We start from the raw sequence: 14,449 nt of genomic DNA, 5'->3' as shown, positions 1-14,449 counted from the left end.
AAAAAAACTGTTTTTTTTAAAAATAATAATTTAATATTATGTCATGAATATTTATTAAGTAAGGAGATGAAGTATGTTGTCTAAACAAGATGATATTTTGACAGTAGAACACGTTTTTCTTGAATCTGATTGTAAAACACAAGCAGAAGCTTTTCAAGAAATAGCAACTTCTGCTAAAAAATTAGGTTTTTTGAAAAAAAATATTAGTGAAAAATCACTAGTTAATAGTTTTCTACAAAGAGAAGGAGAAGGAACTACTGGTTTTGGTGGTGGAGTTGCTGTGCCACATGCTCGTAATGAAGATATTGTTAAATCAGGAATTTTTATTATGCGTTTTAAACAGCCAATTCCTTGGAAAGCACTAGATGAACAACCCGTTAAAGCAATTATTGCTTTAATTGTGCCACTAAAAAGTGCTGGTAATGAGCACTTGGAAATTTTATCAAAAGTGGCACAAAGATTAACAAAACCGGAATTTCAATCAATATTATTTAATTCAAAAGATAAAAAAGTAATTATTCAATCACTAAATATTAATAATAAATCTAATGTTGAAACTAGTAGTAAAACTATTAGTGAAGATATGAAAGTTTCTTCAAAAAAAACTAAAAATATTATAGCAATTACTGCTTGTCCAGTTGGGGTAGCACATACTTATATTGCACAAGATAAATTAGAAATTGCTGCAAAAAATTTAGGTTATAATATTAAAGTTGAAACTCATGGTAGTATTGGTATTAAAGGTGCTTTTACAGCAACTGATATTGCCAATGCTGATTTAGTTATTATTGCAGTATCGGCCGGTGTTGCAGATTTAAAATTAGAGCGTTTTAATAATAAACCATTATATAAAGTAGAAATTAGCAAAGTTATTAAAAATCCTGAAAGTATTGTTAATGATGCTTTTGCTAACGCAAAACCTTATGAAATAAACAAGTCAGAATCGGGACAAAAAGCGGAAAAAGAAAATAAATCAAATGATTTATTTACTACTGATAAACAGGGAATTATGAAACATATTATGGCTGGTGTTGGCTATATGGTGCCATTTGTTGTTTTTGGTGGAATTATGTTAGCATTATCAATTGGTATTGCTAAAGCAGTTTATGGTGCTGACTTTGATATTTCCAAGTTACCACATAATCATTTTCTTTATTTTATGAATCAAGCTGGAAGTATTGCTTTTACATTAATGATTCCAATTTTAGCTGGTTTTATCGCTAATTCAATTGCAGGACGTGCTGCCTTGGTTCCGGCAATGGTAAGTGCATATGTTGCTAATACAGCAGGATTAGTTTATCCAATTGCTGGTTTAGAGCCAAAGGTTTCTGCTGGATTTTTAGGAGCATTATTAATTGGTCCAAGTGTTGGATATTTAGTAAGATGAATTATTACTTGAAAAGTACCAAAGACTATTGCTCCAATTATGCCAATTTTCTTTATTCCTATTGTAGTAACATTTTTAATTAGTTTCACTTTTATTTATGCAATTGGAGCTCCAATTGGTTGAATAATGGAACAATTTCAAAATGGGTTAACCCACATGCCACGTGAAGCAATGGCAGCAATTGGAATGTTGCTAGGAGCCATGATTGGATTTGATATGGGTGGTCCAATTAACAAAGTTGCTTTTTTAGCAGCTTCAACAACGATAACTGCTGATCCTAGCTCACAATTATTTATGGGAGCAGTAGCTGCAGCTATTCCTGTTGCACCACTTGGAATGGGTTTAACAACTTTGATTTTTCGTAAATTCTTTAATGAAAGTGAACGTACATTAGGTTTAACAGCAATGTTAATGGGGTGTATTGGTATTTCTGAAGGTGCGATTCCTTTTGCAGTAAGAGATCCAAAACGTGCTATTATTAGTAATATTATTGGTAGTGCTGTTGCTGGTAGTATTGCTGGTGCTTTCTTATTAACTGATGCTGCTGGTCATGGTGGTCCTATTGTTGCTATCTTAGGTGCAGTTAGTTCAGTTAATTATGTGCTTTGGGTAAGTATTCTTTTATTCTTTTTAGCCATTATTGTTGGAAGTATTGTTACTTGTTTAGTATATGGTGGATTATTAATTATTCAATCACGTAATATTAAGGTTTTTAAATTAATGAATGAAAGAATCATGAAAATATTTAATAGTAAAAAAACTAAATCTAAAAATAGTAAAAATAAAGTTTAATTGAACAAATAATCAAAGTTTAGGAGAGTGAATATGAATAATAGCACATCACAAATATTTTTTTTAAAACCTGCTTTTATTCGCAAATTATGAGGTAGTCAAAAATTAGCACACAAATTTAATTTTGATTTACCTAAAAATACACCAATTGGTGAAGCATGATTAGTTAGTGCTCATCCCAATGGAATGAGTTATGTTTTAAATGGCGAGTATAAAGGATTAAGTTTAGCAGAATTGTTTAAACAGCAACCTAGTTTATTTGCTAATCTTGATAGTTCAGGTAGTGTGATTAATAAAGAATATCCATTGTTAACAAAAATTTTAGACGCAAATGATAGTTTAAGCGTTCAAATTCACCCCGATGATAAATTCGCAGAAAAAAATCATCAATGTTTAGGAAAAACTGAATGTTGGTATATATTAGAATGTTTACCCAAAGGTAGAGTTATTTTGGGTCATAATGCTAAAACCAAAGATCAGTTTAATCAATGATTGGCAAAAGAACAATGACATAAACTATTAAAATATATACCAATTAAAAAAGATCAATTTATTTATGTTCCTTCTCTAAAAATTCATGGTTTATTGGCACATACTATGGTTTTTGAGTTACAACAATCATCAGATATTACATATCGTTTATATGATTATGATCGTAAAGATGAACTTGGTAATTTACGAAATTTGCATTTGAAAGAAGCATCAACTATTGTTTTAGTTCCTGATTTAAATAGTAGTGAAGCTAATGGCCATGATAATTATTTAGTTGATAACAAGTTTTTTAAGTTAATTAAATTAATTAATGAAGGAATTAAGCATTATAGTTATCCTAATACTAGATGATTGCAAATCTCAGTATTGGATGGTAATGGTATAATTGATGATACTAGTATTAAAAAAGGTGACTCATTTATTTTACCAAATGGTTATACTGATTTTTGTTTAAGTGGTAATATGTTGTTGATGGTTGCATATTGCTAATAAATTGTTTTATTTATAAATGAAAAATAGACTCATGAGTCTATTTTTTATATATAAATAATTATTATAGTTTTTTTAATGCTTGTTCCAAATCATTTCACAAATCTTCAACATATTCAATACCAATTGAAAGACGAACAAGACCTTCTGAAATATTTGCATCTGCTAATTCTTGTGCATTATAAGTAGAATGTGTCATTGAAGCAGGATGTTCAATCAATGACTCAACTCCACCTAAAGAAACTGCCAAAATTATTAATTTTAAATTATTTAATAGTTTGATTCCTCCATCATATCCACATTTTAATTCGAAACTAATCATTGCTCCTGGTAATTTCATTTGTTGTTCATAAAGTACTTGTTCTGTTGCTAAATTAGTTAGTTCAGGATAAAATACTTTTTTAATCTTAGGATGTTCTTTTAATCTTGCTGCAATTATTCTTGCATTTTTGCAAGCTCTTCATAATCGTTGATAGTCCTCTTAAAACAAGAAAGGCATCATGAGGTGATAATACAACTCCTGTTAAATCTTTTAATCCTTCAAAACGAATTTTATTTATTAAAGTACTTTTACCACAAACAATTCCGGCCATAACATCAGAATGACCGTTAATATATTTTGTTGCTGAATGGATAACAATATCAGCACCAAAAATTAATGGTTTAGTAATGATTGGCGTAGAAAAAGTATTATCAACAATTACTTGAATTTGCGGATTATATTGATGGACAATATCACTAATTGCTTTAATATCTAAAATTTCTAAAGTAGGATTAGCTGGTGTTTCGAAAAAAACAACTTTAGTATTTGGTTTTAAATTTTTTTTAATTTCATCAAGTTTAGTAAAATCAGCAAAATCAACTTCAATTTGAAAGCGTGATATTCCTTTTTCAATAAGTGAATGAGTACCACCATAAATTGTTTTTGATGATAATAAATGGTCAGTAGCATTCAATAATGTTCAAAAAGTAGATGCAATGGCCCCCATACCCGATGAGAAAGCAATTGCTTTTTCTGATCCTTCTAAATGTGCCATTCGTTTTTCTAAAACAGTTGTTGTTGGATTACCAATTCTTGTATAAACATATCCTTCTTCTTGTAAATTAAATATCCTACCACCTTGTTCGGCACTATCAAAAGCAAAAGTTGTTGATAGATAAATAGGAGGTAGAGCGGTTCCAAATTTATCATTATAATTACCACAATGAACTAATTTAGTTGCAATGTGGTAATTATTTTTATTTTTTTTAATTTTTGTCATAATTATCTCCTTATAGATATAAATTTATTTTATTTTTATGTTTTTTTCCATTTATTTTGTATTTTAAAACTACCTTTTATATAAATAAAGGTAGCAAGTTTATATTAAAGTATATAAATATCTTAGATTAATGTTAACAATCCTGTTTTAAAAAAGTAGTTATAATCTAATATTCAATTTTATATGAAAATACTACAATATCTTTTTGTTATTTTTATAGTAAATTTTTTTTAATAAAAAAGGTTACCTTTTTACTAGTAATCTTTAAATTCATATTTTAAATTCAATACTTATTATAGTTTTTATTAATTAACATAATTTTAGTTTATTATTGATATTTTATATAGATTAAGATTTATTTAGAATGTATTTTATTATTGTTTTAAGTATAAAATATTTAGAATTTTGAGAAAAGTGTGAAATTGTAGTAAGAATATTAAATTGGAAAGTGTAGTAATGTATCATTAAAAATGATATTAATTTATTTTACAATATCATTATTATATGAATATAACTTTTTAAATTTTAAAGTACTTTTTCTAAATAAATCTTGACTTAATTTTATATTCAAAAGTTTACATATGCAATAAATATTTTTATGTTAAAAAAATAATTTATTATAATTAAAATCTATATTATATGTATTAAAATTTAATTATCAATTGGAATGCAAAAATTGTAAAAGAAAATTAAATATTAGTTTACAAATGATTATTAGTTTTTCATTTTATTATAAAAATTTTAAATATATTTTAATAATAAATTATAAAAATTTATCAGAAAAAAATCTAATGATACATTAGTTTTAAAACATTTAATTTTTCAATTTTGAAAATATAACAAAAATGAACTATGTTTATTTAAAATTAAAATATTACAGTTGTTCATTTTTGTAAATTTTAAAGATAGAATTATTTTAAACTAATGCTTTGTAAAATTAAGTTATACTAATTCCTAGAAAGTTTAATTTTATAATTATCTTTTAACTTGATTATTTTTTTAATTTATTTGTTAATTTTGATATTATTGTATTTTACTATAATTTTAATTGTGTAAAGTAAATTTTTTTATTTTAGAACTAAAGAATATCTGAAAAATTACTATCAAATGTTTTCAATTAAAGAGATATTTGATATTTTAGGTGTAGATTGTTTACTAACTCCTAAATAAGTTTTATTTTTATCATAAACTATACTTAAAAGTTCATTACTTTCTATAAGACCAATATTTAAGATTTCATTGTTTTTTGTTACGATATTAATACGTATAAATTCTTCTCCGCGATTAACATATAAATATTCTTCATTAAAATTATGATATACTATTTCATGTTCATAAGTTTTTACAAAATTATATTTTCCTATTTCTTCTAACTGCTTTTCTTTAGTAATTAATTTGTAAATAAATGCAGTTTTAATTAAACTTTCTTTATTATAATTTATTCCATAAAAATAAAAATTATTTTTAATTTTATAAGCATCAAGTATAATAGCAGCTTTGCTATCTTTAATGACTGGAAATAAAGTTACAATATCATCTAAACTAGTAATAAATATTTGTTCAATTGTATAGTCATTATTTTTATTTTTACTAATAACATAACTATTTGAACCATTTGTAAACATTTTTGAAAATATTAAGTCAGATTTATTTTTTAATGTTAATGTATTTTTATTATTAACTTTATATGCAGTAAATTGTTTATAATTATCAACAAAATATAAATACCCACTTTTTTCATTAAATGTCATATAAAGATTATCATCAGCAGATTGTTTTATTGTTACATTGTCTTCTTTTAAATCTAATATAATTGCTACTGAACTTTTCTATCACATTGCGGAATGAGTAACAATTATATAATGTTCGTATAGGTATACATGACGATTATTATAGTTATTTAAAAATGGATTATCACTTCCAGTTAAGCGATAAACTGTTGTTGCACTAACTTCTGGTTTAGCTTCATCACTTAAGTCTAAAATAAAAAATTGTGTTTGTGCAGTATTTTTTCCATCACTTATTAAAAATTGATAATAAATTTTTTTGTCCCATTTTTTATTATCTTCTTCATTAGTAAAAGCAATTCCTGAACCATTTTCAATTGGATATGCTCTGTCTTGTTCATAGTCTGCTAATAAAATTAGATTATTCTCTTTATCAATTGTATAAAAACCAATAATATTGTCTTTAATAATAACACAAAATATTTTATCATTAATTTTTGATATTGCTTGTAATCCATAAACTGGCATAGATTGTTCACTATTTCATTGAAAAGAAATGTTATTTGAAATAGCATTTGCTTTTATTTTTTTGTTTAACATAATATGTCTTCTTTCTTTTAATAATTTTTTAAGACTTTATTAATATTTTTTCTAGTAGTTATTTTAACTTACAAATGAAAGGTTATATTAATAAAATCTTAAATTAATTTTATTATTAGAAATTTTAGTATGCCATAAACAATTAAAACTTTATTTTTTACTTATAATTTTTTAATTTATATGAAAGTACTATAATATTTTTAGTTTTTATAACAAAAAAATGTTTTGTCAATAAAAAAGGTTACTTTTTACTAGTAATCTTTAAATTTATATTTTAAATTCAATTATTATTTTATTTATAGTTTAAGTAATATTGAATTTTATTTTTTGTTAATTTATAATTTATTTTTAAAATTAAGATTTATTTAGAATGTATTTTATTATTGTTTTAAGTATAAAATATTTAGAATTTTGAGAAAAGTGTGAAATTGTAGTAAGAATATTAAATTGGAAAGTGTAGTAATGTATCATTAAAAATGATATTAGTTTATTTTACTAATATCATTATTATATGAATAAAACTTTTTAAATTTTAAAGTACTTTTTCTAAATAAATCTTGACTTAATTTTATAGTTAAAAATTTAGATATGCAATAAAAAAAATAAAATTGGAAAAATTATTTTAAATAAGCAATTGCTTCAATTTCAATTAATGCATCTTTGGGAATTCTAGCGACTTGAACTGCTGCTCTTGCTGGAGCGTGTGTACCAAATATTTCTTCATAAACTTTATTCATTTCAACAAAGTGATTTAAGTCTTTTAAGAAAATATTAACTTTTACAATATTATTTAAAGTAATATTAGCAGCTTCACAAATTGCTTTAATATTTAATAAACTTTGTTTAGTTTGTGAAGAAATGTCAGTGCCAATAAATTCACCTGTTTTACTATTAATTGGTAATTGTCCAGAAATATATAAAAAGTCACCTGCAATTATTGCTTGACTATATGGCCCAATAGCAGCAGGAGCATTAGGCGTATGGATAATATTTTTCATAGTTTATCACTCTTTCTAAAATTATTATGTTTTTGCATCATTGAATATATTAGTAAAATGTAGCGTTATTTTTAAGTTATTTACGTGGTATTAAATAATTAATTAGTAATATAAAATTAGCATCATTAATTATTAAAACTTGAACAACTATAAATATATTTTACATGTTTTTCTTTTCATTTTTTTAATAATTATTTTTCATTTTAATTTTAATTAAATATTTATTTAATATTTTATTATCAGTATTGAAAATTAAATTTTATTTTTATTTTTTAACCTTTATAAGTGTAAAAAAAATATTATCAAGTATATAGGGGCTTTGCCCCTCGTTGCTTCGCAACTCACCCCAGCGGGGCTAAACCCCGCGCGGCCAACCAACCAAGGTTCTGGTTGGCACCGACCAATAATATAGATTTATTCTATTTTAACATTTTTCTTATTTTTCTTAGAATGTTTATTTCTATAATAACAAGTACGGCATACAGTATTTTCAATTTCTTTCTTTTCAGTTTGTAATATATTATCCAACTTGTCTAATCCTACTGCTCTAATATCATCAACAGTAAAATCTAATGCTTGTGACTGTTCATAGTCTTTAATAGTACTTAATTCACTCTTTAACGAATGAATATAATTTAAAGCACGACTATTATATTTTTGTAAATAGGACTTAGGAAATCATAAACTAAAAGTCATAGTTTCACCACTATAACTAGGTGGTAATCCACCACGTTTAATTATTTTCTTAGTTTGTCTTTTAGATAAGACAACTTTATTATAGTCATCAACATTAGTATAAATATTTAATTTAAATTTAACTAAAAATAATAAAAGGGCGTATTTCAAGTCTAGTTATAATTTAATTTTCTTTAAATAAAAGATAAAATAAATTATTAATTGTTATAAATATTATAACCCTAAATAGGGTAAATGTCAAGTCTTATTATAGATTTTATTAACTTTTATAAAATAAAAATTCCTAACTATTTAGGTTTAGATTTATTAAATTTTATAAATTTAAACAAATACTTTTAATTTATTAATTCTTGCTTGTTTTAATTTTAATAAATTAAAAAATGCTTCTTTTGAATAAATTTTTGCATTATTATTAGATATAGATTTTATTAAATGATAAACATCACTTTCAGCACTACAACCAATATTTCAAATAGCATTTTGATTTTCAATACCTTTTTTATTATTTTTAAAATATTCATATATTTTTTCATCAGCATTATTTTCTTTTAAATAATCTAATAATTTATAATAACAACCATTTAAAAATAATTTATAATATGCATAATTTAATTTTTTATTATTTTCTTTTGTTCTTTTACCTTTTCCTACAATAAATACTTGTTTTAATTTTTGTAATGGATGTCATTTATCTACAGCATAATCAATTTTTAAATAATTAGCAGTAGATTTAAGATAAGTAGCACCATCACCAGTTAATTTTAAATTTTCATTAGTATAACCAATAAAAATATTATCTAAATTAGTTATTATAGATTTACCAAATTCTTTTTTAGTAATTCTTTGACCTTTTCTAGTTGACAAAACAAAAATATATTTATTTTCTAAAACATGTCTATTATCAGTAGATTTATTTAAATCAAAACCTGTACTTATACTTACTGTTCTATGTCTAAATTTTCTTTTTTTATTATTATCAATTAAATTATTATATGATTCATCTGATTGAATATAAATATAATCAGTTGGTAATATTTTTATTTTTTCTTGTGGTAATTCTTGAACAAATATATTAGTTTTTTTTACTCTTCTACAAATAGTTGATAATGATATACTTATTTTTAAATTATGTTTAATTATAGGATATGTAATATTATTTAAATCTGCTTCATAAATTATTGATTTTGTTACTTGATTAGTAAATTTTTTATTTTTATCAATATTAATATATGTATCTAATGGATATAAATATTCACCAGTAATTTTATGTTGATATACTTTTCTATAAAAATCTTTTACTATTCCATACATTGATGTAAAAGTTCTTTTAGCAGTTTTAACATATTTATATTTATTTTTATCATATTCATTTTTATGTCAATATTTATCATAATTAATTAAATTATTTTTATAATCTAATAACATTTGTTTTTCATGATTAATTTTAAACTGATTATGAGGAAATTGTTCAGGAAGTAAAATCATAATATTATTCCTTTCTAAATACATAATTTTCAGTATAACAATTATTAATTGTTCAGTGTTGTAATATACTTTGCTTAAAATGTTATAATTAGTATATAAATATTGAATATAGGTGATATAATATGCCAGAAAAAGAAAAAAAATATGGTGAAAAATTAAGTGTTAATTATAAAACTCAAATTGATAATTATTTAAGAACTAAAAAGGTTATATTAACTCCACAAGGATTAAATAATGCACTTGGAATTGATAGAAAATTTGTTTATGATTGCCGACGTAGAAGCAATCCATGACGTAAAAAATTTATTAAAGATTATGATAATGCAAGAGCGATAATTTCAACTCATATGTTAGAAAAATCATTAGTAAAACCAGAAATAATTTATAAACATTGACAAGTTAGTTATCCGAATGAATATGATATTAATGAAGAAGATAATAACTCAAAAAGTAATATAATTATTAATATTTGTGAACCTAGAAAAATAGAAAATAATGATTAAAAACCTATAATAAATATAGGTTTTTTTCTTTATTTTAAAGGATAAAAATGATATAATTTAATAAAGTGAATATGTTAAATTAACATATATAAAAGTGACCTATTAACCAAGTGAATTATTAAAAATTAATAAAGGGAGATTAAAAGTATGAGTGATTTTACTTTTGATGAAAAAGAGAATTATAGTTTAGATGATGTTAAAAATTTACTAAAACAACATAGAAATGTAGTATATGCTGAAAGTAAAAAAGATATTGAACCTAAATTAAGTGAATATGAAACTAAAATAAAAGAATATGAAAATAAAATTAATAGTTTTGAAGAGCAACAATTATTTTCAAATATTAAAGATACTAAAAAAGTAAATTTAATTAAAAATTTAATGAATACTGATAATTATAAATCTTTATCTAAACAAGAAGCATTTAATAAAATAAATGAAGATTATAAAGATTTTTTAATTGATAAATCAGAACCTATTAAACAAGAAAATAAACAACAAGATAATTCAATTAATCCTACTGATTTAATTTTAAAATTACATAATAATTCATTAGACCATTTTAAAATTGCTCAAGATTTAAAAAATAAAGCAACAACACAAGGAATGACTAATCAAAAAGAATTAGAAGATTTAGTTGAAATTACTAGAAATGAAGTTTTTCAATCTATTAGTAAATAGAAAGAAGTTTTATTATGGGAGCTATAAAAATACCTGAAGCATTTTTTATTAAAGGTAATAATCCTACTGAAAATGCTATTTTAAGTGTACTTGAAGCACAAGTACGTGGTGAATTAACAAGTGAAAAATCAACAATGTTTATGCGTGGAACTTGTAGTGCTACTCAAATTGGTGAAATGGCTGGAGTTGCTATAGCAATTTATAGAGCTACAGTTCGTGTATTATGAGGATCAACATGAGATTGAAAAAATGGTACTAAAAGACAAAAAGGTGATGTTTATACAACTAAATTAGAAATTAATAAATATTTAACAATTGATTTTGAAATTCCAGAATTTGATATTGAAAGATTTATGAAATCACCAAAAGATATTGCAGTACAAATTGTTTCAAATTGAACAGCTTCATTTATGAGAAATTTAGGTGAAAATTTAGAATTAATATTTTTAAATGGTATTCAAGATTATGCTATTGCTAAATCATTAGTCTTACCTTTAGATTTAATTAATATGAATGCAGAACAAGCAAAAGAAGCTTATTATAAAATTTGAGCAAGAAATAATAAATTAATTAAATTAGTTAATTATATTACTGTAGGAACTAATAGAGAAGATTTAATGGGAGCAACTGGAATTGATAGTAATTTAGGTTTATCAAAAGCATTTACTGTTTTAAATTATAGTCAAATTTCAGCAGATACATTAGCATATGGTAGAAGATATACAAGTTTAATTGCTGGTATGGAATTTTGAGAAAGTTTTTATTTAGAACAAGAATTTATTCATGATACTGAAAAAGCAATGCATTTAGAAAAAGATTATAGTTTAAAAAATACACATGGTTTTGTAGTTAATAGATATATGTGAGGTATGCCAATTTCATTTACTAAAATAAGACAAAAATTAGATAATGATACAGATAATATTAAAATTATTGGTAAATGTTTATTTGCATTACCTAGTGCTATTAGACCAAATTTAATGTATTTAATTAGACCAACTATGCCTACAATTGAAGAAATAAAAGAAGCAAGAGCAAAAGATTTTTTAACTAATCCTAAAAATGAAAATGCAACTTATCAATCAACTTTATATGATGATATTAATAAATTAAATTTAGAAGATGTTATTTATTATAGAAATTTAGGAAAAATTACTATGGCTGGTGATAAACCTACTAATGATGAATTAGAAAATGCAATAATAAATGCTGGTAATAATGGTTATGAAAAAGGTAAAGCAAAATTTGATATTAAATCAACAAGTGCAACTATGACTGGTAATAATAGTGATTATTATGGAGTAGTAAATTTAGAATTTACTAAAAAATAATTATGGAATATATTTATAAATATTTTAATGAAAAAGCACATATTATTATTTATTCACCAAAACCAGAAGATTTAACTACTAGTAATGATATTAGAGCAATTTTATTAGATGAATATCCTAAATTAAGAAATGATTATTTTATAGTAAGTGATGTACATGATAATTTTGCAATATGTGTTGGTAATAATATAAATTGTCAAGGAACAGTTAGAATTCAAATTAAAAAAACTAATCAATTATCAAAAGGAGAAAATAAATATGCCACAACAACATTCTGAGACTACACAATTGAGTAACTATACTTTAACTAAATTAATAAGAACTGGTATAAGTCCAATTTGTGCAATGATAGGTACAAGTGCTTATTATGGTCAAGTAATAGATAGTCCATTATTAGGTTCAATTAATAGTTTATTATTTGGTAAAAAATTAGGTTTAGATATTTGAAATTTAAATCAAAGACCAAATACTAAAACTAAATTAATTAATAGTTCTAAAAAAATCTTATTAGGATTAGGAACAATTGGATTAGCAAATTATAGTAAGTTTACTAATTCTTCCATTAATCCTAATCCAACTGAAAGTCCAATAACAACTACTACTATTGACCCATTTCCACCAGATTTATTATTTAGTAATCCAAATACTACTGATAATCATTTAATGGATTGAGATACATATATTAGTTTAAATGCTTATGGTATATCAAATCTTATTAATGGAATTCTAGAATTAATACCTAATAAATTTGAAACAATAAGAAAGATTTGTAATATGGCTACTGGTGGATGTTTAATTTCAAGTGGTGTTGCAATGGGTATTAATAATGATTTTAATAATGCTTATGCAGTACCTACTATTATTGCTGGTGCAAGTGAAATAATCCATAATTTACTACCTATGGAAACTACAAATCATATTCAAGAAATGCAAGAAACATCATTTAATGATGAAACTGCAAGATTAATAAATGATAATAGATTTACTATTAATAGTGAAACAACTAGTCAATATGGTAGTGATAATATGAGTGAAGTACCATTAAATCATGATAATGTTTCATTAAATTGAGATTATAATCACATGAGTTTATAATGTTACCTTTAATTATTGAATGAATATATTATGCATTAGCAAGTAATGATATTAAATTAGCATTAATAAATGCTTTAAAAACTTATTATAAAAATCAATCATTAAAAGCAGTATTTGATAGTGAAAATATTAGTGAAAAAGAAATACATCAACCATATAGTGTTTTTAATCCAAATATACTTAAAAAATTAACAAGTATATTAAAACCAAGTGAATTATCTATATTACAAAATGAAATTAATAAATTTAAAAATCCAATAAATAGTTTTAAAAATTATATTATGCCAACAGAAATTAGAACAGTTAAAAATTATGTTAATAAATTTAATAATTTATTTAAAGAAAATGAAGAAGAAATACCAAATAATGCATGAGAAGTATTATCAAGTTCATGATTTAAAAAAGGAAGATTTATTGTTGATAATAAAAATTTAAAAATTGGAACTTTAACAACATTATTTCAAAGTGATAATGATAAAAGACAAATATGATATGGTCCATATACTTATCCAACATTTCCACAAGAAATATGAATATTAATGACACAAGCAAAAGGTAAAAATGGTTCTGGTGCTGGAACAATATTTTGAAAATTTTGAAATAGAAAATGATTACCAAGTCAATTAAGAAAATATGTTAAAAGTGAATTATCAAAAAAAGGTAAATATTATGGTTCACAAGATACTAGTGTAATTTATCCAAATAATATTAATGTTCAAAAAACTATGCATTTTATTAATAGATTAGAAAAAGGTTTTTTTAAATTAAAAGAATATAAAAATTTATCTAAAAATGAAATTGGAAGTACACAATGAAGATATGAAAGAAAACAATTATTAAAAAATTCTTTACATACAAGAAAATATATAAAAATTAAAAGAAATTCTAATTTTTATAAAACATGAAAGTAG

At 23.1% G+C, this 14,449-nt stretch carries 13 protein-coding genes and 1 pseudogene; 8 read left to right on the top strand and 6 right to left on the bottom strand.

Going from position 1 to position 14,449, the window contains the following annotated elements; translation table 4 throughout:
• Positions 1-73 precede the first annotated feature (73 nt).
• Both AAHM89_RS08470 and AAHM89_RS08465 read left to right on the top strand, forming a co-directional pair.
• Positions 74-2,179: a fructose-specific PTS transporter subunit EIIC gene (locus tag AAHM89_RS08470; protein WP_342266052.1), complete on the top strand. Its 2,106-nt coding sequence runs from the start codon at positions 74-76 to the stop codon at positions 2,177-2,179.
• Positions 2,180-2,212: 33 nt separating this feature from the next.
• The gene (locus AAHM89_RS08465; RefSeq protein WP_342266051.1) at positions 2,213-3,160 is read left to right on the top strand and encodes a type I phosphomannose isomerase catalytic subunit; all 948 of its coding nucleotides are present in this window, start codon (positions 2,213-2,215) and stop codon (positions 3,158-3,160) included.
• Positions 3,161-3,224: 64 nt separating this feature from the next.
• Here the strand turns inward: AAHM89_RS08465 and AAHM89_RS08460 are convergent.
• The 6 genes and pseudogenes from AAHM89_RS08460 to AAHM89_RS08435 all read right to left on the bottom strand — a co-directional run bounded on the left by AAHM89_RS08460 (position 3,225) and on the right by AAHM89_RS08435 (position 9,952).
• Positions 3,225-4,422 (bottom strand): annotated as a pseudogene (locus tag AAHM89_RS08460) (trans-sulfuration enzyme family protein).
• 1,100 nt (positions 4,423-5,522) lie between these two features.
• A complete protein-coding gene (locus tag AAHM89_RS08455; protein ID WP_342266050.1) occupies positions 5,523-6,173 on the bottom strand; it encodes a hypothetical protein in 651 nt (216 codons plus the stop codon).
• A gap of 78 nt (positions 6,174-6,251) precedes the next feature.
• On the bottom strand, positions 6,252-6,749 hold the full coding sequence (locus AAHM89_RS08450) for a hypothetical protein (protein WP_342266049.1): 498 nt from the start codon (positions 6,747-6,749) through the stop codon (positions 6,252-6,254).
• 617 nt (positions 6,750-7,366) lie between these two features.
• Positions 7,367-7,747 (bottom strand): RidA family protein, encoded by a 381-nt coding sequence (locus AAHM89_RS08445; RefSeq protein WP_252320861.1) that lies wholly within the window; start codon positions 7,745-7,747, stop codon positions 7,367-7,369.
• Positions 7,748-8,161: 414 nt separating this feature from the next.
• On the bottom strand, positions 8,162-8,593 hold the full coding sequence (locus tag AAHM89_RS08440; protein ID WP_342266048.1) for a hypothetical protein: 432 nt from the start codon (positions 8,591-8,593) through the stop codon (positions 8,162-8,164).
• A 171-nt stretch (positions 8,594-8,764) separates the two neighbouring features.
• Positions 8,765-9,952, bottom strand: coding sequence for an Mbov_0401 family ICE element transposase-like protein (locus AAHM89_RS08435; RefSeq protein ID WP_342266047.1), 1,188 nt, complete (start codon positions 9,950-9,952; stop codon positions 8,765-8,767).
• Positions 9,953-10,050: 98 nt separating this feature from the next.
• Between AAHM89_RS08435 and AAHM89_RS08430 the strand changes: the two genes are divergently transcribed.
• From AAHM89_RS08430 to AAHM89_RS08405, 6 genes are all read left to right on the top strand, one after another.
• Entirely contained in the window at positions 10,051-10,431 is a 381-nt protein-coding gene (locus AAHM89_RS08430) for a hypothetical protein (RefSeq protein ID WP_342266046.1), read from the top strand.
• Between the two features lie 147 nt (positions 10,432-10,578).
• Entirely contained in the window at positions 10,579-11,112 is a 534-nt protein-coding gene (locus AAHM89_RS08425) for a hypothetical protein (protein ID WP_342265976.1), read from the top strand.
• A gap of 14 nt (positions 11,113-11,126) precedes the next feature.
• Positions 11,127-12,443, top strand: a complete 1,317-nt coding sequence (locus tag AAHM89_RS08420) for a hypothetical protein (protein ID WP_342266045.1) — start codon at positions 11,127-11,129, stop codon at positions 12,441-12,443.
• Positions 12,444-12,445: 2 nt separating this feature from the next.
• Entirely contained in the window at positions 12,446-12,739 is a 294-nt protein-coding gene (locus tag AAHM89_RS08415; RefSeq protein ID WP_342265973.1) for a hypothetical protein, read from the top strand.
• Positions 12,702-13,538 (top strand): hypothetical protein, encoded by an 837-nt coding sequence (locus AAHM89_RS08410; RefSeq protein WP_342265972.1) that lies wholly within the window; start codon positions 12,702-12,704, stop codon positions 13,536-13,538. The genes AAHM89_RS08415 and AAHM89_RS08410 overlap by 38 nt, the downstream gene beginning before the upstream one ends.
• On the top strand, positions 13,538-14,449 hold the full coding sequence (locus AAHM89_RS08405) for a hypothetical protein (protein ID WP_342265971.1): 912 nt from the start codon (positions 13,538-13,540) through the stop codon (positions 14,447-14,449). The genes AAHM89_RS08410 and AAHM89_RS08405 overlap by 1 nt, the downstream gene beginning before the upstream one ends.

This window comes from Spiroplasma endosymbiont of Villa modesta (genome assembly GCF_964030925.1).
Lineage (GTDB): Bacteria > Bacillota_I > Bacilli_A > Mycoplasmatales > VBWQ01 > Spiroplasma_E.
The sequence above is the reverse complement of the archived record's forward strand: the minus strand, read 5'-3'. Positions and strand labels throughout refer to the sequence as shown.